We start from the raw sequence: 24,837 nt of genomic DNA on the forward strand, positions 1-24,837 counted from the left end.
ATGAACACGATTTTTACAATCTTTCTATTATTGACTGCCGTTGTTATCGCTAATATTATTCACCTAATTTATCCGAAAATCCCGTTATCAATCTACCAGATTGTGGCCGGAATTTTGATGGCATCCCTGCCAACCACCGCCACTGATTTTACAATGCATCCAGAGTTATTCATGATGGCGGTTATTGCTCCATTAATGTTTAATGACGGTCAAAATCAGTCGTTTAGAGTTTTATCAAAAAACGTTAGAAATATCCTGTCGTTAAGTGTCGGCTTTGCACTTGTTGCTGTAATTATTATCGGGGCAACCCTTCATTTAGCTTTCCCTAAGCTGTTTACTCTGCCCCTTGCCTTTATGCTAGCGGCAATTATTACGCCAACCGATGCCGTCGCTGTAAAGTCGTTAACCACTAACGTAATGATGCCTGAAAATGTTAATACGACTTTGGAGGTTGAGTCCCTCTTTAACGATGCTTCAGGAATCGTTCTGTTGGACCTCGCGCTTGCTGCTTTTACCTCCGGAACTTTTTCACTTGCTCACGGGATCTGGTACTTCTCTTACGTTTTCTTCGGTGGAATCATCTTCGGGGCAATTCTGGGTAACCTCCTGATTACTCTGCGAATGAAATTAATGAGTCGGCACGTTGATATCGGTTCAATTGTGATCCCGATTAACGTTATGACTCCAGTTGTTATTTACTGGTTAGCTGAAGAGTGTCACTTTTCTGGGATCTTAGCGGTTGTTTCCGCAGGAGTTGTTCATAGTATTCTCTATGATCGGTTACGCTTGACTTCTGCCAAAGTTCAAATGGCAACAAAGACAATCTGGTCAATTATTAGTGATGCACTAAACGGAATTGTCTTCGTTCTCCTGGGATTATTAATTCCTCAAGTAATTGGTCGAACAACACCCGCTAACCTCTTAAAACTAATTAGTCTCTCGGTAATGCTTTTCCTAATAATGTTAGTTCTTCGGTATGCCTGGGCTCGCTGGCGGTTAGTTAACCTGCATTCACCAAGGGAAGAGCTTAACCGTGATAGTTGGTTGCTTGCTTTAGGAGGGGTTCACGGAACCATTACGCTTTCTTTAGCGTTCTCCCTGCCGATTATTGTTAGCGGTCATCAATTTGCTTTCCGTAATTCAATTATCCTCATCTCGGCATTGGTAATTCTAACCAGTATCATTGTTGGCGCAATTGCCTTTCCGATGATTCTTCCACGAAAAGCTAATGACTACAGTGCAGCGGAATTTCATAGTGCCTTAGTAAAAACAGTTCAACATGCAATCAATGAACTAAAATCAAATACTGAGGATCGCGCTGAAAAAGCGATCATTATGGATCAGTTAAGCAGTCAGATGACCCAGTACCACCGTATCAATACTGATGTTTTCGAGAAAATTGCTCGTAAGTCTCACCAATTAGAACTAGCGGTCATCGAGCAACTCGCTGAAGAGGAAAAAATTTCTGAACGACAAGCAGAATGGTATTCCCGAATTGTTGCTCGTTCAATTTACAACACCGGAAATCATACTTTCATGTCCTTTATTTCCACTGTTATTCACCGCATTAAGTGGCGAATTATCCGGCACCGTAACGGCAAAGTCCAAGCGTAACATCGTCGTCAGCTTGAACAGCACCAACTTCATCCTGACCAGTTTTTATCATTTAAAGAAGTTTTCAACCTTCTTAACCAACGTGTTAATAAATACCTTGATACAATTCAAACCCCTAAAAACGTCAATGAAATTACAATGATTCGTCGAGCCTACCTTCAACGATCGCACTTCTTCAACCGTGATTCACGAGTTGATGCCGATAGAATAAATGCGCTCTTTGTTGAAGCGTTTCAGTTAGAGCACTCGTATGTTCAACAATGTCTCGTTGACGGTAAATTCTCCCAATCACTTGCTAACGCGCTTAATGAACAAATTTCAACTGATGAACTTGTAATGGTTCAATCAATGGAATAAAAAATGAAGCTTGATTTTCGCAATTAAGCTCAGTAAATTGGAAAATTATCGGTAATAGTAAGAGGCTGAGAAAAAACGTTTTGTTTTTTCTCAGCCTCTCAGTTGTTTAAAGCGATAAGATCAATCCAATTACCGCTGGAATAAATTGGAATAGCCAAATCTTCTTTGTAGCAGTTAAGGCACCATATAATCCAACAATTGCAACGAAAATAAGTAATAAGCGTCCTACCATAATCGCTGTTATCCCCGGGAAAATAAACTGACTGATAATTAATAACGCTCCAAGCATCCCGTTGTAGATTCCCTGATTAGCCATTGAAATTCTCGCAGCCTTTTGCCGGAGAAAAGATTCTTCCATGTCAAAAGCTTTAGCCTGTTTAGCAGGACTAGCAAACATTTCCAGTACCATAATTTCCAGATGTTCAATTCCAATTAAGATTGTAACGATTTCAAATGCAATTCCCAATTTTTGATTCTCCTATCCGTTTTTGTTTTAATGGTTAATTATAACATTGTTGAAATGCGTTCGCCGTGACCGCAACTTCCGCCTAGCTATCCCGTCCTTGATTGTAAACAATCATCGTCCGGGATTTTCTAGTGCTCAGTTGCTAATTCGTCACGGCTCACACTCTACTTTAAACGTGCTTCGCCCGAGTTTCCTAGAGCTAGCAACCTCCTTCCTAGGCGCAAGTCGCCTTCGTCAGGAGAAATTGCTAGCTTTTCGGAAACTCTTTGGGGCGAAGACACTCTACTTTACATATCTCCCCAAAAACTTTTCAAGATGGTGGCGGTAGGATTGGGGAGCGTGGGCGAAGGAAGAAGCGTGGGAGGCACCGTTAACAACCCATAATTGTTTAGGCCCTTGAGTAGCTCGATAGTTGGCATACACCATGTCGGTTGGGACAAAATGATCGTTACTTCCATGGATGAAGAGCATTGGTAAATGATTGTGGTGCAAACTATTAATTGAACTGGCCTCACCAGTAAAGAAGCCATTACGAACCCGATTGATTAGGCTAAGGGTTTTAATTAACGGCCAACGAATTGGTGTTGGAATGTTATATAAGTTGCCGGCTTCATAATTAAGCTCGTCATTAAGACTGCTGTATCCACAATCTTCAACATAGGCCTTCACTTGTTTTGGCATGTGAAGACCACTCGTCATCATCGTTGTGGCCCCACCCATGCTGACTCCATATATTACAACCTGGCTATTTTGACCATTATGTGTTATTAGTTTTTGCGTCCACTTGCGGACATCATAACGTTCCGGCCAGCCATAGCCAATATATTTCCCCTGACTTTGACCATGTGCACGAGCATCCGGCATCAAAACGTTGTACCCCATCTGGTGAAACAGCGCCGCATACTCACCCATCTTTTCTTTATTTCCCATAAAGCCATGAAGAATTACCACGTTCTTAGTCGTTTGGTGACTCGCAGGAATATAATCCGCCACCAACCGGTAATCCTTAGTGGCAGATTTCATTGTCCATTGCTGTTTTTTAGCATGTTTAAACCACATCTTCTGGTCATATAGTGGATCGCTTTTTTCGATTCGCTGGTTATTATTAACGAATGACTTATGCCCCGGAACCATTCCAACGTGGAAAAAATAAGATCCTGCGCCAAAAAGCGTAATCCCAAGTACTACTAATACCGTGACTATCCCGCGACGTACCCAATGTTTTTGTTTCTTTTTTTGTAAGCTCAAAATAATTAACCCCATGTTGCATTTTTATTAACGGTCATGATTTTATCACAGAATATTTTTAATTGCACATTTTTCCACGAAACGTGGCTTCCAATGTTAAAATAAAGGTTAGTATTAAAGGGAGTGACTTGATGTTTCCAGAAAGATTACGCGCCTTACGTAAAGGGCAAAAGATCACATTAAAAGAATTAGCTGAACACCTTAACCAAAACCTCGGCCCCAACGAAAAACCGAATACCGCTTCACAAATTGGTAACTGGGAACGGGGAATCCGGACGCCATCTTACATTGAAGCCCGCAAGCTTGCCGAGTTCTTTGATGTCAGTCTTGACTACCTTACCGGAAAGTCAGATCGAGATGATTTTGACCTCGCTAAACTATTAATTTCCGCTCGCAATTTAACCTTTAACCAAACTGATATTGGTAGCGACGACCGTTACGAAATTTTCCAACTGATCGATGGTTATTTAAAGGGGCGAAATAACCGTCTTGATACTGACAAATTCTATGGAAAACAAGAACAGCTTAATTTGAAGCTAAAGTAAGGAGCTATTATGAACCCAAAGCAATTAAAGAAGCTTAAGAAACGGGTCAAGAAGGCCCAGAAAACTCTTCAGCAGCCCAAATATATCGAAGAGCTTACTCAATATCGTGACTTATTTGATCCTTTTCCGGAAGTTAAATTCTTAATTAATAACGCCTTGGAAAGTGACCGGCTACTTAAAAACGGTCTCTTACCACAACCATTACCCCATCTTCTTCTTCCTGATGACATTCAAGATCAAGTATTCACGTATGTTAACCAACATTATCCAAAGGGCGATCCACGGGGTGACGCTTTATGGAATAAATATTCAGCAGCCCTTCCTAAGTTAGATAAAGCCCTTCGTAATTTTCGTGACTACCTTGAAGATACTTATGGCATGTGGTCATACATCAATGCTCCCTTTGCCAAGGCATTAGCGGAATACTTAAATGGTGATCCAGTTCTCGAAATTATGGCTGGAAACGGTTATATCTCTAAGGGGATCCGGAATAATAACGCTACGGAAAAGATTTTTACTACCGATAGCCAAGCCTGGACAAAGGAGAACGAAACCGGGAAACATCCTGTCACCCAGATTGAAAAGTTAGATGCCATTGAGGCAATTAAAAAATATGGTAATCAGGTTAAGTTCGTCATTATGTCCTGGGCACCAGATAAGCAGGAAACCGATTGGGAAGTTCTCCAACTTCTCAGAAAAGATTATCCAGAAATTAACCTTCTCGTGATCGGTGAGAAAAATGGCGCAACTAACTCAAAAGCATTTTGGCATAATGCCCAGTTAAGTCAGGATGAAGCTTTGCAAAAGGTTAACCGGCAACTTCATTCATTCGATTTAATTGACGAGCAAATTTACCTCGCAAAGTAACTAAAGACCGCAAACTTTTTAGTGGCGGGTCTTTTTTTGTGGATGCCCTAGTAATTCAAGTTATTATTCGATACAATATTGCAAGTTTGGACTTTTTAAAGAAAGGAAAACTGTCCGGCATTCTGTCGTTCAGTAAGGGTTGAATACAATGAGATACCGTCTTCAATCAATTTTATTCGTGTTTGTTGCGTTTATGCTCGGTTGTAATGAATACATGATCGTTGGGGTCCTTCCCGATATTGCACACCAGTACCATGATTCATTATCAACGCTTGGACTGCTCGTAACTGTCTTTGCACTTGTTTATGCTATTTTCACCCCAATTATTACATCACTCGCGAACCGCTGGCGACGACACCATGTTTTGCTGGCCTTGATGGTGGTATTTTTTATTGGTAATACCTGGACCGCCCTTGCTAGCAACTTTATTTCAATGCTCTTCTCACGGGTGCTAACGGCTACTGTTGCCGGAGCAATTATTTCAATCGTGTTAGTAATGGCCAGCTTTGTAGCACCACGGGAAAAGCGGGCCAGTCTGGTTTCCTGGGTTTTTGCCGGCTTTAGTATTGCCTCCGTTATTGGAATTCCAATTGGTACGGTAATCAGTACTACTTTCTCATGGCACGACAGTTTCTGGATGATTTCTGGTTTAACAATTTTTGTCTTTATTTCTTTAATCTGGCTGGTCCCAAAAGATACACCACAATTCAAGAGTACTTTAAGCAAACAATTCACCCTTTTAAAAGATACACGGGTCCTGCTTGGGGTTATCTTTATTGTTACGGTCTGTGCCGCTGATTACACTATCTATACTTACATCCGGCCATTAATCACTAATGAAATGGGCTTTAGTAACACCTGGCTAAACTGGTTGCTATTCGGTATGGGAATCTTCTTTATCATCGGGAACAAGTTTGGTGGCTACATTGCCGATAATGGTGGGATTCACCGGTTAGGCGGAATTTACATTGCAATGACGATCCTTTACCTCTTATTTGGACCATTGCTATCATTCAAGTGGATTGCTATCATCATCGTCGCATTACTTTGTGTTGCCTTCTCCTCCTATGGTTCTTCAACTCAGCTAATGTTCCTTGATATTGCTGAAAAAGAGTATCCGCAGTCGTTAGATCTTGCTTCATCCCTTAACTCGATCTTCGCTAACATTGGGATTTCTCTTGGATCATTCACCGCTTCCCAAGCAGTAGCCTTTTTGCCGATGCGCAACTTAGGCTACGTCGGTGCGGTTTATGGTCTTGCTGCAACAATCCTCGTCTTAGTTCTAAGTAAGAAATATACTGGAATGCGTTTTTAAAGATCAACATTCATTTCAATAATAGAAAGAAGCTGACGAAAACAAAAGGATTCGTCAGCTTCTTTCTATTATTGAATATTAAAATATTTTTTAGTGGATAAACGTACAATATGCGAATAACAGAAGAACGAACAAAACAAAGTAACCAAAGAAATACCATTCTCTCATTTCGATCACCCCTCACCGTTATTGTAAGCCCTTTCAACAAAGAAAGCTAGCAATTAGGGCAAAAGAAAAAGCGGACCTAGAGCTGCATTAACAACTCTAGGTCCGCTACGTGTATTGATACTATCTCAGGAAACTAGTCAGTGTCCACTCCGACCATTTCCAGGCACCTCACAATCCGGTGAGTTTTGTGCCCCACATTCGAAATGTCTTATGGTAGCTATTTGGGTTGCTACCAGACCTCTCGACTCATCGCAAAGAATAATTTAACACGAGTGAGCTATTTGCGCAAGTCTTATGCCTCTGCTCGTGCTTCCATCACATCGGCAAGATGCTCAGCAAGCCACTCTTGAAGCCGCTCAACAAGGGGATCAATACTTCCTGATAAGTCGGTTTCATTAGCTAGCTCATCGATTCGTAGTCCAGACTTATTAACATCCTCACTCTCCATTACCATATAGAGGTTTACCGGGTAGCTAATCTCCTTATCCAAAAGCTTGCCGTCTAGTCGTTCAGCTTCTGCCATTGGGATATTAATCAGGTTGGTATCAAGATGAAAAACCACTGGATCGCCTTTCTTGACCCTAATAGTAATTTGATACTTTCCTAAATGTCCTGTATCCAACGCTTCGATCACTGTCTCGATTGCTTTTTTTAGTATTGTCTTTTGTTGAGCCTTTGATGCGGTTGTCTCATTTTCGGTAATCAGCACCTTGTTACCAACAACCTGATCTAAATAATCTGCAACTGTTAATTTCATATTCCGTCTCTCCTTACCGGATCAAAAAATGTGGTTAATCCACCATCCGGAAATGATCAATCAACCACATTTTACTAAAGATCGTGGTAAAGCTCAATTAAGCCAATAGATCCGCAATTTGATCCGTTGGAATTCCAGTAATGTATTGCTGGGTACCATTCTCATTCAAAACTTTTGCAATTGCGTCATGGTCATACTTAACTCCCTGAAGTTTAGCCGCTAATTCATTAATATCTTGTGGACCAAAGAAGTCACCGTAGAACTTTACATTCTTAATCACACCATCTTTAACATCAAACCGGGCATCAATTGTCCCCATGTCGAAGTGCTTCCGCCGTTTAATGGTAAATTCAGGAGACTTGCCGTAGACCCAATCCCAGTTGTTATAGTACTGTTCATAAATCTTATCAATTTCCTTTTGATCTTCTGGAGTAACCACGTATTGCTTATCCTTAATTTCGTCTAAACTATCCACGTGGAAGAGTCCCTTAATCAAATCATCACGGAAAGTTGGCACATCAATGTCCTGATATTCCTTATCAAGGAATGGACGTAAGTTAGTAACCCGTGACCGAACTGACTTAATTCCCTTTGATGCGATCTTATCCTTGGCAACGTGGAGGGCATCCGCAACGACGCTCAGATCAACATTCAACATCAATGTCCCATGAGAGAACGTCTTACCATTCCGTGAGTACATTGCGTTACCAGAAAACTTCTTACCATCGACTAGAATATCATTCCGTCCGCTAACTTCTGCAGTCGTTGCCCCCATTTTATGCAGAACATCAACAATTGGTTGGGTAAAGGACTTAAAGTCACCGAATTCTTCACTATCACTTGGGACAACAAAACTAAAACAGAGATTACCGAGATCTTGATAAACGGCACCACCACCGGAAAGCCGCCGGGTTACCCGAATATTATGCTCTTTAACGTAATCTTGGTTAATTTCCTCAAGAGTATTCTGGTTCCGCCCAACAATGATGCATGGTTCTTCATAATAGAAAAGTACTAATGGTTCCCGACCAAAATCCTTATCATTCATCAAGTACTGTTCGGTTGCTAAGTTCATCCCAATATTATGGGAAGTCATTGAAACATATCGCATATTAACTGCAACTCCTTTGTGAAGATTCTAATTATTATTAGACTAAATTCGGTAAATTGTCCTTTAATCTACCTTTAAAGTTTAGTCCTATTTGCAACCGTTTTCAATCATGGAGATTAATTTTACTAAAATTATCTTTTTATTAACTGCGATTTAAGATAAACATTTATAATTAAAGTAACGAGTTCGAAAGGAAGTAAGTCCGATGAAGGATATGCAATATCAAAACATTGTTGCGGCAATCGATGGTTCAAAAGCAACCATCCCCGTGTTAACAGCGGCAGTTAAGTCTGCACTTCAAAATCATGCCCACCTGGATCTTCTCACGATTGAACAAGTAGGCCAAATTACTGACGGCTATATTACCGATACAACGGTCAGCAGCGATCAAACTTATAGCTTAGTGGAAGCCACTAAAGAACGCTTAGAGGATCTTAAAATGCGTGCTTGGAAAATGGGGCTTCTTGACGTTAGTATCCACATTCGTTTCGGTAATCCCAAACGAGTCATTGCTGAGGACTTCCCCAAGGATCACCATAACGATTTAATTGTTATTGGTACTACGGGGCTCTCAAGCGTCGAACGGTTTGTTCTTGGTTCAGTTACTAATTACGTTAACCGTAATGCCATTTGTGATGTTCTTGTTGTTCGGACAGAAGATAATAATTAGGAGAGGCTCGTGAAAAAAATTGTCGCAGGAGTTGTCGCTCACGTTGACGCAGGAAAAACAACCCTTTCAGAAGCACTTCTTTACCGTGGAGGAACACAACGACAACTGGGACGGGTTGATAATGGTGACTCTTTTCTTGATCCGAACACCCTTGAAAAGCAACGCGGAATCACTATCTTTTCGCATCAAGCAAGCGTCACTTATGACGATTTCCACCTCACCCTGCTCGATACTCCAGGACACGTTGATTTTGCGGGGCAAACTGAACAGGTGCTCCCCGTTCTCGACTACGCTATTCTAGTTATCTCAGCAACTGATGGAATTCAGGGTTCTACCCGAACACTATGGCGACTCCTAGAGAAATACCAAGTTCCAACCTTTATTTTTATCAATAAAACAGACGTCGTTGGTGCTGACCCAGCCCAAGTAATTCAAGAATTACAGGCAGAATTTTCTCCTGCCTGCTTACCCTTCTCTGAACCACTAACCGCTGACACAACTGAGTCAATCGCAATGACCGATGATAAAGTTTTAAGTGCTTATCTTGAATCCGGCAAACTTAGCGCTGACACAATCCAGCAATTAATTAGCCAGCGGAAGATTTTCCCAATTTATTCTGGTGCAGCCCTTAAATTAACGGGGATTGATGATTTTATTGCTGGCCTTTCGAAATGGACCGTTAAGCCAGCACTACCGACAGAATTTCAGGGACGCGTTTTTAAGATCTCCCACGATAACAAGGGAGAACGTCTTACCTGGATTCGAGTTCTTGGCGGCGACCTCAAGGCAAAGGAAGAACTCATCCCAAATGAGAAGGCCAATCAATTGCGCGTCTATAATGGTGCCAAGTTTACCGTTGTTCAGGAAATTTTAGCTGGTGATGTTTGCGCAGTTACCGGTCCCACCACAACCTTTCCGGGTCAGGGTCTAGGAATTGCAGATGATTTGCCACTCAACGAAATTCAACCAGTCCTTAGTTATGCAGTTAAGTTAAATGGTACTGATCCCCATAAGTGCTTATTAGCATTACGAGAACTAGAAGACGAAGAACCCCACCTTAATATTCAATGGTCGGAGCACCTTCAGGAAATTCATCTCCAAATTATGGGAGAGGTCCAGCTTGAAACCATTCAGCAACTTCTTGACCAGCGATACGGGATCAATGTCACCTTCAATGAAGGAAACATTCTTTATCAGGAAACTATTACTTCAAAGGTAATCGGCATTGGTCATTTTGAACCACTGCGGCACTATGCTGAGGTTCACCTTTTAATTGAACCGGGCAACCCAGGAAGTGGCCTATCCTTCGCTAACGAGTGTAGTGTTGATATTCTTAACCATAACTGGCAAGAACAGGTAATGACCAGTTTACGGGATAAGGAACATCGGGGCGTATTAATTGGCGCCCCATTAACGGATGTCAAAATTACCCTAGTTAACGGTCGCGGAAGTATTGTCCACTCTGTTGGCGGTGATTTCCGTGAAGCAACTTCCCGTGCCGTTCGCCAGGGGCTGATGGAACTTAAGCAAGCCGGGAACTGCGAACTGCTTGAGCCTTGGTATCAATTCAGATTAACTGTCAACCAGGAAAATGTTGGTCGTGCAATTAATGACATTCAGAAGATGGCCGGTACATTTAAGCTTAATGAAAATAATTCTAATTCACCTACCACCGTTATTACAGGAACTGCCCCAGTAACCGAGATGCGCAAGTACGCCTCAGTAGTCCGAGCGTATACTCACGGACAAGGGCAACTCGAATTAACGGTCAGTGGTTACCAAAAGTGTCATAACGCTGACGAGATTATTACAAAGGCAAACTATAACCCGACCGCTGATTTGCCTAACACCCCAGATTCTGTTTTCTGTGCTCACGGTGCTGGTTATCCTGTTAAATGGGATCAAGTCCCAGCAATGGCACACGTAAAGGATAATTAAAACGAGGTCTGAAAAAACGTTTTGTTTTTTCAGACCTCGTTTTAATTAGTTACTGTTCGCCAACGATGAATCAGTGCCCACTCAATTAACTTTAAGATCCCAGCACACAAAAGCGTCAAAACAACCGTTAACAACGTTCCCCATAGGATTGGTACTACTTGCTGTGCCTGAAGGCCTTCAAACAATAGCTGTCCTAAACCACCAGCATTAATCGTAGCTGCAATTGTAGCGATTCCCATTGTTGAAGCTAAGGCAACCTGGAGTCCGCTAAAAATAGCAGGCGTAGCAAGAGGAAGTTGAACCTTAAAGAAGACTTGCCTCCTTGTCATCCCCATTCCTTTAGCAACTTCAATTAATGCCGGGTCGATCTCCTGAATACCAGTAATGAATGTTCTTAATAGAACGTACTCACAATAAACTGTTAAGACAATAATTGCTGTACGCATCCCTAACCCAGAAATAGGCAATAAAAGAGCAAAAAAGGCAAAACTGGGAACTGAATAAAGCAACGAGAAAAAGTAGGTTAAACCATTCAACCAGTTTCTTCTGTTCATCAGTAATAAAATAATTACTCCTGCAACTACTAGAGCAATCCCTAAAGAAACCAGAACCATCACAGCATGCTGTTGCAAGTCGATAATCATCGTTGGCCAGTTAGTTTCCCAGTACTCAATCATGATATTGCCTCCAGAGCTCTTGATTCTGTTGAACTGTTCCCAAAAGTTCTTTAACAAAAGAAGTTGCAGGATGAGAAATAATTTCTCCCGGTGTTGCAAACTGTTCAATTCGTCCTTCGTGCATTATCATTACTCTTTGCCCCAAGAAGAATGCTTCATTAATATCGTGAGTAACAAACATGAATGTTTTATTTGCCAGTGATTCATGGATTTGTTTAACTTCTTTTTGTAACTCAATTCGCGTTAGAGCATCTAATGCTCCAAAAGGCTCATCAAAAAGAACATATGGCGGGTTAACAGCTAATGCCCGGGCAACGCCAACTCGTTGTTGTTGCCCACCAGAAAGCTGACTAGGGTACCGATCAGCATATTTTGCTGGATCAAGTTGAACTAAAGCAAGTAATTCCTTCACCCGCTGATCAATTTTTGGCTGCTCCCACTGCAGCATCTTCGGTACTACCGCAATATTTTCTGCAATCGTCATGTGAGGAAAAAGTCCGATCTGCTGAACAACGTAGCCCATATGACGACGTAATTTTACTAGATCAAGATCACTAATTTTTTGGCCATCAATCAGAATTTTCCCAGCATTCGGCTTCCAGAGACCATTAACCATTTTAAGGGTCGTTGTCTTACCAGAACCGGAAGAACCAAGGATTGTCACAAACTCTCCCTGGTTGATCTCAAAACTCAAGTCCGGAATTACCACATTTTCGCCAAACCGCTTTTGAACATGTTTAAATTGAATAACTGGCTTCGTCATACCGCCGGGCCCTCCTAATCAAAAAATCAAATCCAGCCATCGAAAGCAACGCCAGGAGCGCTACACTAACTCCACCAATAATGACATAGGTAATATCATATAACCCCAATCCGGTAAAAATTAATGTTCCTAAACCACCGGCGCCAATGTAAGTAGCAAGGGTTGCACTCGCAATAATTTCAACAAGGGCCAGCTTAATCCCGTTCAATATATAGGGTAAGGCGAGCGGGATCTCGATTTGTCGTCTTAACTGCTGACGATTCATTCCTAGGGCAGTTCCGACTTCCTTATATAACGGACTAACCTCGTTAAAGCCGAGAATTGTGTTGATTAATAATGGTGGTAATGCCAAAACGACAAGTGCAATCAATGCTGGAGTCATCCCCGTTCCGATAAACGGAATTAATAAAAAGAGTAACGCTAAACTTGGAATAATTCGTAACACCTGGGAAAAAGCTGTACAAAATGCCGCTACTGCCCTAATCCGCGAACCAATATATCCCAACGGCAACGCAATTGCCATTGCAATTACCAATGTAATTCCACTAAGGTAAATATGCTGCCAAACGTATAGCCAGTATTGACTACTATCCGTTTGAAAATAATGAATAATTTGCGTTAACAAAACGTCACTCCCCAACTCCTTTGAAACGACCTATCTGCTAATTCAATACGTGTTCGTTATACCAATTTTTTGCTACTGTCTTATAGTTCTGACCATCAACATCAACCTTTTTATTAAGACTAGTCAACTGCTTGGTAGTCAACTTAGCATCAACCTGGTTCAAAGCTTTTTCCATCTTTGGGTGACTCTTAGCTGCCTTTTTATTTACTAGCGGAACAAGGTTATATGGCGACCATAGTCCTTTATCATCTTTCAACAGGGTAAACTTACTAGTAGCAAGCTGACCGTCCGTAGTAGAAACCGGTGCTGCGTCTCCCTTGTTTTGTGACATAATTTTATACTTTAAGCTATCATCGTAATCCTTATGGGACTTGAAATTATATTTTCCGTATTTTTTATTCATCCCGGGTAACGCATCCGCCCGTTTATCAAACTCACCCTGAGAAACAAACCGAATATGACTTGCATTCTTTTGGAGATCGCTTAACGTCTTAATATTATATTTTTTAGCAACGCTCGCCCGCATTCCAATTCCCTGACGATTGTCACCTGGTGCATAATTAAAAGTTACTAAACCATCTTTTTTTACACCATTCTGTGCTAATGATGCCATCTGTGAAGCACTCTTACCACTAGCGCTTTTCTTTAAGTATGCCTCGACAATTGTTCCAGTGTATTCTGGATAAACATCGATTTGCCCAGTCTTGACTGCACGAAAAACAACAGAATTAGAGATATTCGGCTTCCGCACTACCTTATATCCGGCATGTTCTAACGCTAATGCGTAAATTTCACTAACTGTTTTACTTTCCGAAAAGCTTTTAGAACCAACGATGATCGGCTTACTACTTGCACTGACGGTCGTTGAAATACTACTACCAACCAAAATCATTATGACAAGCAAAGCTAGTCTAGCAATCAACCTTCTTAAATGAATTGTCATTCTTCCATCTCCATAATTAGTAACTTAAAAAGTTTCATCGATCAATCTTATAATCCTAAGCTTATATTATCAATAATACGTTGTCAAGAAATACAAACAACTTACTTCTGGATAATTGTAACAACAGCTGTTACAATTAATTATACAGAAAAGGAGTAATTAACATGAGAATTTCAACCCGTTTTAGCGATAGTATCCATATTCTCGCTTTTATCGAAACTTACAAGGGTAAATTACCATTAAGCAGTGAGCACATCGCCGCAAGCATTGAAACTTCTCCAGTTGTTGTTCGTCGATTAATGGGAAAACTACGAAGTGCCGGATTGCTCAAGACCGTCCATGGATCAGCTGACCCTAAGCTGATGCGCGAGCCAAAAGATATTTCACTCTATGACGTTTTCCTTGCAGTCGAAGATGAACAACACCTCTTTGCAATTGATCCCAAAACAAACCCTGATTGCATTGTTGGTGGTAACATTCAGGCAACCCTTAGTAATTTTTATAATCAGGCAGAAATGGCAGCAAAAGCGAAACTAGCGACAATTTCTTTGCAAGATGTCCTTAACTCAATCCTTGTTAAGCAGAGCGAGAAAGACCCGCAAAAGTTAATAAATAGTAACCTGAAATGAGAAAGCAGGAACCAGAAAATATTTTGTTTTTCTAGTCCCTACTTTCTCTTTTTATTTTTCAATTTTTAGAAGCAACCCGTAAAGCGCACCAAGAAGATTGGCCTCATTACCAAAATTAGCCGCTTTGATCACTGGCATTGTAATATCAGCCATCAATCGACGATCCGCTTGTTGAACTTTAATAAACTGATTTTTAATTTCCTCAATCAAAATTGGCTGAACACTAATTCCACCACCGATGAGAACCACTTCAAGGTCAAGAACTGCCTGAAGAGCAACGATTAGATAGGCAACCCGTCGACAATACTCTTCAAAGATTTCCCAAGCAAGCGGATCATGAGCAATAATTTTTTGAAATGCCTGTTGACCGTCTGCCGAATCAGGAAGATTGCAGGCTTGGGCTACCATTTCAACCATCCTAACCGCTGAAGTAGTAGCGCCAACCGTTCGTTGTTCAGCTAGCGGATCATCACGATTAGTTACGATCGCACTTAATTCTCCCGCACGACTATGTGGACCATGAAGGAGTGTTCCGTTAACTACGATTCCGCCACCAACAGATGTTCCCAGAGTAATAACCGCGCCATTGTCAACATCGACCAGGTTTCCTAGCCATTGTTCCGCTAATGTTGCACAATTAGCGTCATTACCAACGTAGACAGGCAACTGGGTCGTCTTTTCAAGATACTGGGCCAACTCAAATTTTCCCATATAACTCAATACCCCTGTAAACTGAACACTCCCCGTTTGTGGATCAACAATCCCAGGAACGCTCACGCAGACGGCAGCAATTACCGGATTTTCTTGGATAATTGTTTGCAGGACCTGCAAGAAAGCATCTTTGGAGCGTGGTGTTAGCTGTCTCCCCTTAGTCATAATATTTCCAGAATGATCAATTCGGGCACTTTTGATCGTTGTTCCACCAATATCAATACTTAGGTACTGCCGTTGCATACTCACTAACACCTCACTTCAGTTATCATTAATATTATACACAACTATTTTCTGTAGAGAAGAAAATCAGCGGTTTGAACTAAAATAACCAATTTAGCCCTCTAGAGTCGGCTAAATAGCTAACTCTAGAGGGTTACACCCGGACCTACTTAATGCCGTTTTAGCATCTCTAACTTAGCCTGATGTTGAGCTTCATGTTTCTCATCGCGTTCAATAAAGAAGTACGATACGGCAGCAAGCACAGCGACAACTACTCCTACAGTAATTGTTTTAATTGTAAAGTTAGTCACCATATAACAGGAAATTATCAAGGCAAGTGCGGGAATTACATACTTACCTGGTAATTTAAAGCCATGGTTTGGAAATTCATCAGTATGCTTAAACTTAATTACCGCCAAGATTTACGGAACGTATTGAACAAATGAGGCAAGCACAATACAAGATACCAAGAACAAGTAGGATTGCGTTACTAGAAGAAGTGAAATTACTGCGGTTAAAATAATCGCTACCCATGGAGCATCATGAGAATTCTTCTTTCCAATCCACTTTGGTAACATCGCGTGTTCACTCGCCAAAGAGGCAATTAAGGATGGCGTATTAAATGAGGCTGTAAATGCAACACCAAAAATACTAATCAGCATCCCAGCAATAACTAAAATATATCCCCAGCGACCGACACCGGCATTAAATGCATTCGCAATTGGTGTGCTATAATTTACCATTTTCGTTCCCAAAATTCCAATCGCAACTAGCATCATTAACGAATATAAAATAGTTACACTAATCATTACTGAAATCAAAACCCGTGGAATGTTCTTCTCAGGATTATTCATTTGTTTGGCAGCAATCGGAATAAAAGAAAAACCAGTAAACATATAGAAAACAACACTAAAGGCCGCACCAAAATGTTTGGCTAATGGCATTGCACCAGTCATTGCTGCATGCGGAATAACTGGCGAAAAGTTTGCAAAATGGATACAAAAGGCACCAATAACAATGAACACGATCATCGTAATCATTTTTGCAGCCGATGATAAGTTATCAACAAATTTTACAATTGTTCTTCCATAAAAATTAATAAGTGAAAAGAACAAAATTAGACCAAATACAGATGAATAATAAACCCAATGATTGCTAAAGACCGGTAAGAAACTCTTCAGCGTTGTTAATAACGCAACAACTTCTGCTGATAAAGTACAGCACCCTAAGAACCACGTAAAGATCCCTAACTCGTAACCCCAAAAGCGCCCAAATGCATTGTAAGAATATAGCCAGGCCGCTCCTGAACCCGTAAATCTACTAGAAAGATCCGCGTAACATAGGGCAACCATACTAACGGTAATAGCTGCACAGAGGAGAACAAGCACACTTGCTAAATTCATGTCCTTATAAATAACCTGTGGCAACAGAAATGCTCCAGAACCAATAACACCATTAATGCCTAAAAAGTAAATTGAAATAAAAGATAACTTCTTGGGACTTGTTGCTTTTCCACTGATAATCTTCACCCTCAATCTTTTATAACAAAAATAATATCTACACTTAAATTGTACCCTGCAAGAAATCAGTTTACAAATCTTTTCGTTCAACTTAAGAACAAAAAAATAGCCGAAGAAAAGCAAGCTTTTCTTCAGCTATTTTCAATTTATTAAGTGTTTAATTAGTAATCACCGTTGATTACTTAAGACCCTTCCAAGTCCAGTTAGTAACTTCTGGTAAGTCCTTACCTTCTGAACGGATGTAGTGGTTGTGCTTGTTAATCATGTTGTCCATCTTGGCAACAAATGCAGCACTCTTTTGTTCGTAACCAGGAACACTTTGGATAGCATCCTTAGCTAAGTGGAAACGGTCAAGTTCGTTCAATACACGCATGTCGAATGGAGTGGTGATGTCACCATTTTCTTCGTATGAGTGAATGTGAACGTTCCGGTTTGCACGATCGAAGAACAATGCTTGGATCATGTCACGGAATCCGTGCCATGCAAAGATAACTGGCTTGTCAGTAGTGAAGTAACGGTTGAATTCTGCGTCAGACAAACCTTCTGGGTTCTTATCTTGCTTCATCAACTTCATAATTTCAATGATGTTGATGTAACGAATCTTCAATTCAGGGAAGTTGTCATGAAGAATGTCAATAGCAGCAAGAGCTTCTTCAGTTGGTTCAGTACCTGCTGATGCAAAGACAACATCTGGTTCGCTACCTTGGTCAGTAGATGCCCAGTTAACGTAGCCAAGACCGTTATCAACTAACTCAGTAGCTTCGTCAATGGAGAACCATTGTGCACGTGGGTGCTTGGAAGTTACGAAGATGTTAATGCATTCTTGGTCGTTGAAGGCCTTGTTAGAAACAGCCATCAGAGAGTTAGTATCTGCTGGTAAGTATTCCTTAACAAGATCTGGACGTTCCTTTTCGAACATGTGAGTTAACAGACCTGGATCTTGGTGAGTGTAACCGTTGTGGTCTTGTTGGAATACAGTTGAAGTATCAACAAAGTTCAATGCTGGGTATTGGTGACGCCAGTAGAGATCCTTAGCCTTACGTAACCACTTCATGTGTTGAGTAAGCATTGAGTCAACAACACGACCGAATGCTTCGTAAGTTGCGAAGAATCCGTGACGACCAGTTAAGGTGTAACCTTCAAGGAATCCTTCAGCTTGGTGTTCGGAAAGTTGTGAATCAATCATCCGACCTGCAGGTGCAAGGTTTTCATCGTTTGGTTCGTGAATACCTTCCATCCATTGACGCTTGTCATTGTCAAGGAATGCGTAAAGACGGTTTGACTTAGATTCATCAGGACCAAATCCACGGAAGTTGTTAGGGTTCAATTCAGCCATCTTGCTGAGGTACTTACCCCATTCAAGCATATCTTGCTTTACAACAGAACCTGGTGTTTGAACATCAACAGCAAAGTCCCGGTAGTTTGGCAATACAAGTGGCTTAGGATCGATACCACCGTTAGTGATAGGGTTCATAGCCATCCGACGGTTACCTTCTGGTGTGTTCTCTTCAACAAGAGCAACTGGGTGACCGTTTTCGTCAAACAATTCTTCTGGCTTGTATGACTTCATCCAGTCAACAAGCATGTCCTTGTGTTCCATGTCATCTTGTGATACCGGAATAGGAATTTGGTGAGCACGGAATGAATTTTCGATTGGGTTACCATTAAGATCCTTAGTAGGACCAGTCCAACCCTTAGGAGCACGGAAGATGATCATTGGCCATTGTGGTAATGAGTCATCGTTGTTTTCACGAGCATTCTTTTGGATAGCCTTGATTTCTTCAATAGCAGTATCCATAGTCTTAGCCATTTGTTCGTGAACTTCCATGTGGTCCTTGTAACCATCAAATTCACCTTCACGATCAGCTTCCTTGTAAGCTGAAACGAAGTAAGGCTTCCAGCCCATACCTTCGAAGTACTTAGTAAGTTCTTCGTCGTTCATCCGTGAAAGGATAGTTGGGTTAGAAATCTTGAAACCGTTAACTTGGATGATTGGTAATACCGCACCATCCTTGATTGGGTTGATGAACTTGTCTGAGAACCATGATGCCATCAATGGACCAGTTTCGGCTTCACCATCACCAATTTCAACAGCGGCGATAACGTCTGGGTTATCTAAGATTGCACCAACACCGTGTGAAAGTGAGTAACCAAGTTCCCCACCTTCGTGGATTGAACCTGGAGTTTCAGGTGCGGCGTGTGATGCAGTACCGCCTGGGAATGAGAAGTGCTTAAATAACTTAGCCATTCCCTTAGTATCTTGAGTATATTCTGGATAAATTTCAGTGTATGAACCATCCAAGTATGAGTTGTTAACCATAACTTGGCCACCGTGACCTGAACCTTCGATGTAGAACATGTCAAGGTCGTACTTCTTAATTACACGGTTTAAGTGTGCGTAAATGAAGTTTTGAGGAACAATAGTACCCCAGTGACCAATTGGCTTAGGCTTAACGTCTTCTGCCTTTAATGGTTGACGTAATAATGGGTCACCCATTAAGAATAATGTACCAACTGAAAGGTAGTTGGCTGCACGCCAGTAAGCATCAACACTTTCCAAGTACTTCTTGGAATCGTAATCTACTGCCATTCTAATAAACACTCCTTCTGAATAAATAAATACGTTCTTGCCGTTAAACAATACGTAAATAATTCAAATTTACATTACTAATAATAACGGATTTAAAATAAAAGTCAACCTTTTAACAAATTGATCCGATCCAATTTATATAATTTGCTTTTACGGATAATTAGCTTACCAAACTAGTGACGAAAAAAGAATCTCGCTTTACACTTATTAATGTAAGTTTAAATAACAATATGGAGGAGTAATTTTGCAACAATTAGGCGCAAACAGTCAGGCGGATATTGGAGACTTTGTAAAACTTTTCGCTGTGATTACCGTAATGATCCAATCAATTATCAGTTTTCTGATGCAAACTACCTTACCCGTGGGTCAACAATTCTTGCTTGGAGGAATATATGAAGTAGTTAAGTTTTCCGCATCGGCTTTTATCTTTGGTATTCTTTTTTCATCAACCCGTACCCATCCCCAGGCTCGGCTGTGTGATTATCCTCGGTTATGATTAACCGTTGGCACATCTTGTTCATTCCTTCAATTCTTTGGACAACGGTCTACCTAGTTTTCCTGCCACAACTACAACAACATGGCCACTATCACGACTTAACCAGCTTTGTTTGGCAGTTCATCAACGGAAATGCCGCCCCACACCTTTGGTACAACGTCATGATGCTTCAGTTTATCGTCTTAATGCCCCTTTCCTGGGCACTAGCCCGTTGGTGTACAGATAACCCGCAACGCGGAATAATTGTCTTTATCCTCACCCTAGCGTTTGAATTAGCCTGGCATTGGATTTACAAATTAGAAATTTTTCACGGTCCGCAAGCACAGCAATGGTACTTGTTTGATCGGATATTTCCGAGTTTTATTATTTTTGCCGTTAGCGGTACCCTCTTGTGGGTTTTCCATGAGTCAATTTGTTTATTCGTAATGAAACATTGGGGACTGTTAGTTAATATTTGGTGTCTCCTTCTTTACTATGTTACTTTCAACTTCTTTAATTATGGTACGCCAGTTAGTTTAGATAACGCTCCCTATTATTTACCATCAATGATTTTCTACAATTTAGCTTCAATTGGCTTAATTGCAACAATTGCAATGTATATGCAAAAGTTTCGCAGTCAATGGATACCCCTAGTTCACTGGGTGGCGCTCTATGCTCACCGTGCTTATCTTTCCCACGTATTCTGGCTTTACTGGAACTGGAAACTATTAGCTCACTGGACAATTCCGTTAATGATTAAATTTCCGCTTCTAATTTTAATGACCGTTTTATTGGCATTTATTTCCGCCTATGGTTTTCATTGGTTATGGTCAACTCTTAAGTACAACTTTCACTTTCGCCACCTAATTAATGGCTAATTTATGTTGTCTTTTTAGAATTTAGCTGGTAATATCTTAAAAGTTATTTTGGGAGGAGTTATTTAATGAAGATTTCAACTTATCGTAAGCTAGGACGACAATCACTTGCTGGCAACTGGACTTATGGCGTTCTTCTTTGCCTACTAGCCTCAATTCTTGCTGGATTGATCGGTAGTCTTACCGGTGGCTTTGGAACAATCATTGCTGGACTAATCGCCGCAGGAGTTGACATTGCCTTTTTACAACTCGTTGATGGTAACAAAATCACCAACTATTTTACGGCACTGTTTTCCGGTTTTACATCTAACCGATTAATCCCCATCTTCTTAACCTGGCTATTATCAACAATTTTCTTCTGCCTATGGACAATCCTCTTAATTGTTCCTGGGATCATTAAGGGTCTAGCTTATTCACAAGCCTACTATATTGTTAAGGATCGAGTTGACAATGGAGAGGAACTGACACCAACTCAAGCAATCACTGAAAGTCGGCAGTTAATGGATGGGCACAAATGGGAATTTTTCTTACTTCAATTAAGTTTTATTGGTTGGGCAATCTTAGCAGCAATTCCGTTTGGTCTTGGTTTTCTTTGGCTGATTCCTTACATTCATGCAACTAACGCTAATTACTATCGAAAGTTATCCGCTAATCAAACTGATAATTAAATATTAAGAACGGCAAACCTAATGCTAGCGTATCTATAGCATCAGATTTGCCGTTCTTTGTATTTTAATTTTCCTGATCCAGACTTACGAAGGTATCATATTTCATGTAACGATAATGAACACGCATATTAGAAACCTCAAATGGTGTCCCATCGTCAAGGAAGAAGACCCCTTCCATAATGGCAACCGGTTCAGTTGGCTTTAATTTAAGCAGTCGCTGATCATCCGCCTTTGATGGAGCAACGCTGATCGACATAAAGGATTTTGTAACTCGCTTCCCCTTTGCGGTTTCCAAATAGTTAAAGATCGAACTCTTAACAATGTCTGGTGAAAGTGTTGGAATAATCTTAATTGGAATATAGCCAGTTTCGATAATAAAAGGTTGATCATCAATTAGGCGAAGTCGTTTAACCTTGTAGACAAAATCATTATCTTCAAGGAAAAGGTCCTGCTGAAGATCTTTACTTGCGGGAATAACCTGATAGTCCATTAGTTTAATGCTTTGCTTCTTGTCACCAAACTTAAAACTGTCGGTAACTCCCAAGTTACTTCCTTCGTAGCGAAACAGTGACCGGTTTTTTAGGTATAAGGGATTAATAAACGTTCCAGAGCCTCGTTTTTTGAAAATAATTCCCTGCTGAGCTAAAACGCCAAGTGCGCGTTTGATCGAACTACGACTCACCTTATAGCTTGCACTGAGACTTCGCTCGTCAGGTAATTTCATTCCTGGATATTGATTTGCTAAGATTTTTTGTTTTATATCACTCATCACTGAGCGGTATACTAAATCTGCCATGTCATTTACTCCTCGGATTATTTGATAGACGATTAATTCTGTTTCTAGTATAGCAGACCTATTTAAAATTGGGATCTATTTCAGTAAAAATTGGTTCGTCCCAGAAAAAAGGAGCTTAAGATTTATGAGTAAAAAGGAAAAAAGCAAAATGAAGAAAACCCAAGTTGAACAAATCCTGGATAAAAACAATATTCCATATGAACAAGCAGAATTTCCTACCCACCAAGATGGTGACGTCCGGACGATGAGTGTTGATCATTCTGGTGTTGATGAACACCACATTTATAAGACATTAGTTCTTTCGGGAAATGTTACTGGTCCGCTTGTTGGTGTGATTCCGGTAGATCAGCACCTTGATGAAAAAAAGCTTGCAAAAGTTTCTGGAAATAAAAAGGTAAACATGGTGCCGTTAAAGAACCTCTTAAAGACTACGGGATATGTCCATGGTGCCAACACGCCAATTGGTATTTACGAAAAGTTTCAGTACCCAATCTTCATTGATAATGAGGCGAAAGAACAAGGGGAGATTTACGTTTCATCCGGTAAGCTTGGCCGTTCGGTTAAACTGAATTCAGAGGACTTAGCTAAACTAGTTCACGCTGAATTTGCTGATCTTGAACAACATTCTTAGCAGCGTTGATTTATGCGGGTAAATTGATAACCGGTATTAAGAAGCTTAGAATAATAATGACCAATTTTTTATGTTTTATCTAGAAAGGTCTTGAAATAGATGAAGAAAAACTTATCTGCTTGTACCACCGTCCTAGTTGGTAAGGACGCTACAATTGACGGTTCAACAATGGCAGCAAGAAATGATGATACATTTGGCCCATTAACACCACAGCGGTTCGTCACTTATCCTGCTTACCATAATCACCCTAATCAAGTAAAAGCATACTTAAATAAGTGTGTTGTTGATCGGCCAGCTGATGGTTATCGGTACCAAGGAACTCCAAACGTTAATTACAAGACTGAAGGAGTTTTTGACGAAAGTGGCTTTAACGAAAAGAATGTTGGAATGAGTGCCACTGAAAGTGTTTATGCTAACGAACGAGTTCTGGCATGTGATCCGCTAAATACCGAATCCGGAATTAATGAAGACCTAATCGTTGCTGCAACACTTCCATTTATTGATAGTGCTAAAGATGGTGTTAAGTACCTCGGTCAATTAATCGCAAAGTATGGTTCCGCTGAAGGAAACGGGGTTATTTTTAGCGATAAAAATGATGTCTGGTACATGGAAATTGTTACCGGTCACCACTGGGTTGCTGAACGAATCCCAGATGATGCTTATGCAGTAACTGGTAACCGGGTTGCCATTCAACAAGTAGACTTCAACGATTCTGATAACTTTATGTGGTCAGAAGGTATTCAAGAATTTGTTGAAAAGAATCGCCTTAACCCTGATAAGTATGGCTGGGATTTCCGTCACATTTTTGGAACGGCAGATGTATTTGATCAACACTACAACACACCACGGCAATGGTATGGCCATAAGGTCCTCAATCCAAGTGTAGAACAGGATCCGCTCGACTTTGATCTTCCATTCATTATGCGCACCAACCACCGGATTACTTTGGCAGATGTACAAAAAATTTTGAGTAGTCACTACCAGGGTACCCCGTATGATCCACTAGGCCATGGTACCGAAGAACAAAAGCACTTGTTCCGGCCAATTTCCCTTAACCGAACACAAAACTCCCATGTTCTTCAAGTACGGAATGATTTACCAGAAGCTGCTTCTACTATTATGTGGATGAACTTTGGTATCCCAACCTTTACTCCATATATTCCATTCTTTGGTAACGCAGATGATATTGATGTCAGCTACCGTGAAACACCAAAGAAACTTAATATGGATCTAAAGAGCGCTTACTGGATGTATCGAGCACTTTCAATGATTGTTGAAGCTCATCACGCTGAATTTGCTCAAGATGACCTTAACTACTTAAAGGATTCACGTGAATACCTTTACCGGTGGGTCAGTCAGGTTGCACCAAAGGTTGAAGGAATGAGTGACAATGATGCTTGTGCCTACCTCAGTGAAGAAACCCACAAAATGGTTGCAGAAATGGCAAAACGGACTAAAGAGTTAATGAGTAACTTGATTATGCATGGTCTTGAGCTTTCTAAATTAACCTTTATTATGGATAAGAATTTGTAGTACATTCACCACTAAGCAAGCTGGGGATTAACCTATTTAAGAGTTCGGTTGAATTCCCGCGATTAGACTCAGTAAATTTGCAAACTGCTGGTAATAGTAAGAGACTGGAAAAACAAAATATTT

At 40.7% G+C, this 24,837-nt stretch carries 22 protein-coding genes and 2 pseudogenes; 12 read left to right on the forward strand and 12 right to left on the reverse strand.

Annotation, left to right across the window (positions count from 1 at the left end; translation table 11 throughout):
* Nucleotides 1–1,971: pseudogene (locus HUK45_RS03350) on the forward strand (cation:proton antiporter).
* A gap of 106 nt (nt 1,972–2,077) precedes the next feature.
* On the opposite strand, the gene HUK45_RS03355 reads toward HUK45_RS03350, so the two are convergent.
* The gene (locus tag HUK45_RS03355; protein ID WP_206683759.1) at nt 2,078–2,437 is read right to left on the reverse strand and encodes a DUF1304 domain-containing protein; all 360 of its coding nucleotides are present in this window, start codon (nt 2,435–2,437) and stop codon (nt 2,078–2,080) included.
* A gap of 282 nt (nt 2,438–2,719) precedes the next feature.
* Nucleotides 2,720–3,640, reverse strand: coding sequence for an alpha/beta hydrolase (locus HUK45_RS03360; RefSeq protein WP_413230818.1), 921 nt, complete (start codon nt 3,638–3,640; stop codon nt 2,720–2,722).
* Nucleotides 3,641–3,816: 176 nt separating this feature from the next.
* Here HUK45_RS03360 and HUK45_RS03365 point away from each other — a divergent pair, with 176 nt between their 5' ends.
* From HUK45_RS03365 to HUK45_RS03375, 3 genes are all read left to right on the forward strand, one after another.
* Nucleotides 3,817–4,230 (forward strand): helix-turn-helix domain-containing protein, encoded by a 414-nt coding sequence (locus HUK45_RS03365; RefSeq protein ID WP_102168395.1) that lies wholly within the window; start codon nt 3,817–3,819, stop codon nt 4,228–4,230.
* 9 nt (nt 4,231–4,239) lie between these two features.
* Nucleotides 4,240–5,097, forward strand: a complete 858-nt coding sequence (locus HUK45_RS03370; protein WP_191911085.1) for an SAM-dependent methyltransferase — start codon at nt 4,240–4,242, stop codon at nt 5,095–5,097.
* Between the two features lie 148 nt (nt 5,098–5,245).
* Nucleotides 5,246–6,412 carry an MFS transporter gene (locus HUK45_RS03375; RefSeq protein ID WP_191911086.1) on the forward strand — a complete coding sequence of 389 codons (1,167 nt, stop codon included), beginning with the start codon at nt 5,246–5,248 and terminating at the stop codon, nt 6,410–6,412.
* Between the two features lie 460 nt (nt 6,413–6,872).
* Here HUK45_RS03375 and HUK45_RS03380 read toward each other — a convergent pair whose 3' ends face one another.
* Both HUK45_RS03380 and HUK45_RS03385 read right to left on the reverse strand, forming a co-directional pair.
* On the reverse strand, nt 6,873–7,337 hold the full coding sequence (locus HUK45_RS03380) for a hypothetical protein (RefSeq protein ID WP_191911087.1): 465 nt from the start codon (nt 7,335–7,337) through the stop codon (nt 6,873–6,875).
* A gap of 97 nt (nt 7,338–7,434) precedes the next feature.
* Nucleotides 7,435–8,448 carry a lipoate--protein ligase gene (locus HUK45_RS03385; RefSeq protein WP_191911088.1) on the reverse strand — a complete coding sequence of 338 codons (1,014 nt, stop codon included), beginning with the start codon at nt 8,446–8,448 and terminating at the stop codon, nt 7,435–7,437.
* A 205-nt stretch (nt 8,449–8,653) separates the two neighbouring features.
* Between HUK45_RS03385 and HUK45_RS03390 the strand changes: the two genes are divergently transcribed.
* The gene (locus tag HUK45_RS03390; protein ID WP_191911089.1) at nt 8,654–9,118 is read left to right on the forward strand and encodes a universal stress protein; all 465 of its coding nucleotides are present in this window, start codon (nt 8,654–8,656) and stop codon (nt 9,116–9,118) included.
* Between the two features lie 9 nt (nt 9,119–9,127).
* On the forward strand, nt 9,128–11,056 hold the full coding sequence (locus HUK45_RS03395) for a GTP-binding protein (RefSeq protein ID WP_191911090.1): 1,929 nt from the start codon (nt 9,128–9,130) through the stop codon (nt 11,054–11,056).
* Between the two features lie 41 nt (nt 11,057–11,097).
* Here HUK45_RS03395 and HUK45_RS03400 read toward each other — a convergent pair whose 3' ends face one another.
* From HUK45_RS03400 to HUK45_RS03415, 4 genes are read right to left on the reverse strand one after another with little or no spacing between them, the layout of a single operon-like run.
* On the reverse strand, nt 11,098–11,733 hold the full coding sequence (locus HUK45_RS03400; RefSeq protein ID WP_191911091.1) for an ABC transporter permease: 636 nt from the start codon (nt 11,731–11,733) through the stop codon (nt 11,098–11,100).
* A complete protein-coding gene (locus HUK45_RS03405) occupies nt 11,726–12,496 on the reverse strand; it encodes an ABC transporter ATP-binding protein (RefSeq protein WP_191911092.1) in 771 nt (256 codons plus the stop codon). The genes HUK45_RS03400 and HUK45_RS03405 overlap by 8 nt, the downstream gene beginning before the upstream one ends.
* Nucleotides 12,471–13,136 carry an ABC transporter permease gene (locus HUK45_RS03410; protein WP_191911093.1) on the reverse strand — a complete coding sequence of 222 codons (666 nt, stop codon included), beginning with the start codon at nt 13,134–13,136 and terminating at the stop codon, nt 12,471–12,473. Before HUK45_RS03410 ends, HUK45_RS03405 begins: the two co-directional genes overlap by 26 nt.
* Nucleotides 13,137–13,158: 22 nt before the next feature.
* Nucleotides 13,159–14,064 (reverse strand): glycine betaine ABC transporter substrate-binding protein, encoded by a 906-nt coding sequence (locus tag HUK45_RS03415; protein WP_206683760.1) that lies wholly within the window; start codon nt 14,062–14,064, stop codon nt 13,159–13,161.
* Nucleotides 14,065–14,228: 164 nt separating this feature from the next.
* On the opposite strand from HUK45_RS03415, the gene HUK45_RS03420 reads away from it, so the two are divergent.
* The gene (locus HUK45_RS03420) at nt 14,229–14,693 is read left to right on the forward strand and encodes an Rrf2 family transcriptional regulator (RefSeq protein ID WP_191911094.1); all 465 of its coding nucleotides are present in this window, start codon (nt 14,229–14,231) and stop codon (nt 14,691–14,693) included.
* Nucleotides 14,694–14,744: 51 nt separating this feature from the next.
* Here the strand turns inward: HUK45_RS03420 and HUK45_RS03425 are convergent, their stop codons facing one another.
* The 3 genes and pseudogenes from HUK45_RS03425 to HUK45_RS03435 form a co-directional block, all read right to left on the reverse strand.
* The gene (locus HUK45_RS03425; RefSeq protein WP_191911111.1) at nt 14,745–15,647 is read right to left on the reverse strand and encodes an ROK family protein; all 903 of its coding nucleotides are present in this window, start codon (nt 15,645–15,647) and stop codon (nt 14,745–14,747) included.
* Nucleotides 15,648–15,796: 149 nt separating this feature from the next.
* Nucleotides 15,797–17,155 (reverse strand): annotated as a pseudogene (locus tag HUK45_RS03430) (APC family permease).
* 169 nt (nt 17,156–17,324) lie between these two features.
* Nucleotides 17,325–19,736 (reverse strand): phosphoketolase family protein, encoded by a 2,412-nt coding sequence (locus HUK45_RS03435; protein WP_191911095.1) that lies wholly within the window; start codon nt 19,734–19,736, stop codon nt 17,325–17,327.
* A 244-nt stretch (nt 19,737–19,980) separates the two neighbouring features.
* Between HUK45_RS03435 and HUK45_RS09505 the strand changes: the two genes are divergently transcribed.
* The 3 genes from HUK45_RS09505 (at nt 19,981) to HUK45_RS03445 (ending at nt 21,754) form a co-directional block, all read left to right on the forward strand.
* Nucleotides 19,981–20,232 (forward strand): hypothetical protein, encoded by a 252-nt coding sequence (locus HUK45_RS09505; RefSeq protein WP_235971947.1) that lies wholly within the window; start codon nt 19,981–19,983, stop codon nt 20,230–20,232.
* Nucleotides 20,229–21,089, forward strand: a complete 861-nt coding sequence (locus HUK45_RS03440) for an acyltransferase family protein (protein WP_235971964.1) — start codon at nt 20,229–20,231, stop codon at nt 21,087–21,089. Before HUK45_RS09505 ends, HUK45_RS03440 begins: the two co-directional genes overlap by 4 nt.
* Before the next feature lie 65 nt (nt 21,090–21,154).
* On the forward strand, nt 21,155–21,754 hold the full coding sequence (locus HUK45_RS03445; protein WP_191911096.1) for a DUF975 family protein: 600 nt from the start codon (nt 21,155–21,157) through the stop codon (nt 21,752–21,754).
* 64 nt (nt 21,755–21,818) lie between these two features.
* On the opposite strand, the gene HUK45_RS03450 is transcribed toward HUK45_RS03445, so the two are convergent.
* The gene (locus HUK45_RS03450) at nt 21,819–22,550 is read right to left on the reverse strand and encodes a GntR family transcriptional regulator (RefSeq protein WP_102169543.1); all 732 of its coding nucleotides are present in this window, start codon (nt 22,548–22,550) and stop codon (nt 21,819–21,821) included.
* A 124-nt stretch (nt 22,551–22,674) separates the two neighbouring features.
* On the opposite strand from HUK45_RS03450, the gene ybaK reads away from it, so the two are divergent.
* Together ybaK and HUK45_RS03460 are read left to right on the forward strand one after the other, a co-directional pair.
* The gene (gene ybaK, locus HUK45_RS03455) at nt 22,675–23,181 is read left to right on the forward strand and encodes a Cys-tRNA(Pro) deacylase (protein WP_191911097.1); all 507 of its coding nucleotides are present in this window, start codon (nt 22,675–22,677) and stop codon (nt 23,179–23,181) included.
* Nucleotides 23,182–23,280: 99 nt separating this feature from the next.
* Nucleotides 23,281–24,714: a C69 family dipeptidase gene (locus HUK45_RS03460; RefSeq protein WP_191911098.1), complete on the forward strand. Its 1,434-nt coding sequence runs from the start codon at nt 23,281–23,283 to the stop codon at nt 24,712–24,714.
* The last annotated feature ends 123 nt before the right edge of the window (nt 24,715–24,837 follow it).

Source organism: Limosilactobacillus urinaemulieris (genome assembly GCF_014838745.1).
GTDB classification, from domain to species: Bacteria; Bacillota; Bacilli; order Lactobacillales; family Lactobacillaceae; genus Limosilactobacillus; species Limosilactobacillus urinaemulieris.

Bases quoted from the DNA above. Each gene is read 5' to 3' on its own strand.
- HUK45_RS03380 (WP_191911087.1), bottom strand. From the start codon at position 7,337: ATGAAATTAACAGTTGCAGATTATTTAGATCAGGTTGTTGGTAACAAG.
- HUK45_RS03390 (WP_191911089.1), top strand. From the start codon at position 8,654: ATGAAGGATATGCAATATCAAAACATTGTTGCGGCAATCGATGGTTCA.
- HUK45_RS03375 (WP_191911086.1), top strand. From the start codon at position 5,246: ATGAGATACCGTCTTCAATCAATTTTATTCGTGTTTGTTGCGTTTATG.
- HUK45_RS03445 (WP_191911096.1), top strand. From the start codon at position 21,155: ATGAAGATTTCAACTTATCGTAAGCTAGGACGACAATCACTTGCTGGC.
- HUK45_RS03365 (WP_102168395.1), top strand. From the start codon at position 3,817: ATGTTTCCAGAAAGATTACGCGCCTTACGTAAAGGGCAAAAGATCACA.
- HUK45_RS03405 (WP_191911092.1), bottom strand. From the start codon at position 12,496: ATGACGAAGCCAGTTATTCAATTTAAACATGTTCAAAAGCGGTTTGGC.
- HUK45_RS03425 (WP_191911111.1), bottom strand. From the start codon at position 15,647: ATGCAACGGCAGTACCTAAGTATTGATATTGGTGGAACAACGATCAAA.
- HUK45_RS03450 (WP_102169543.1), bottom strand. From the start codon at position 22,550: ATGGCAGATTTAGTATACCGCTCAGTGATGAGTGATATAAAACAAAAA.
- HUK45_RS03370 (WP_191911085.1), top strand. From the start codon at position 4,240: ATGAACCCAAAGCAATTAAAGAAGCTTAAGAAACGGGTCAAGAAGGCC.
- HUK45_RS03435 (WP_191911095.1), bottom strand. From the start codon at position 19,736: ATGGCAGTAGATTACGATTCCAAGAAGTACTTGGAAAGTGTTGATGCT.
- ybaK (WP_191911097.1), top strand. From the start codon at position 22,675: ATGAGTAAAAAGGAAAAAAGCAAAATGAAGAAAACCCAAGTTGAACAA.
- HUK45_RS03415 (WP_206683760.1), bottom strand. From the start codon at position 14,064: ATGACAATTCATTTAAGAAGGTTGATTGCTAGACTAGCTTTGCTTGTC.
- HUK45_RS03420 (WP_191911094.1), top strand. From the start codon at position 14,229: ATGAGAATTTCAACCCGTTTTAGCGATAGTATCCATATTCTCGCTTTT.
- HUK45_RS03440 (WP_235971964.1), top strand. From the start codon at position 20,229: ATGATTAACCGTTGGCACATCTTGTTCATTCCTTCAATTCTTTGGACA.
- HUK45_RS03460 (WP_191911098.1), top strand. From the start codon at position 23,281: ATGAAGAAAAACTTATCTGCTTGTACCACCGTCCTAGTTGGTAAGGAC.
- HUK45_RS03400 (WP_191911091.1), bottom strand. From the start codon at position 11,733: ATGATTGAGTACTGGGAAACTAACTGGCCAACGATGATTATCGACTTG.
- HUK45_RS03385 (WP_191911088.1), bottom strand. From the start codon at position 8,448: ATGCGATATGTTTCAATGACTTCCCATAATATTGGGATGAACTTAGCA.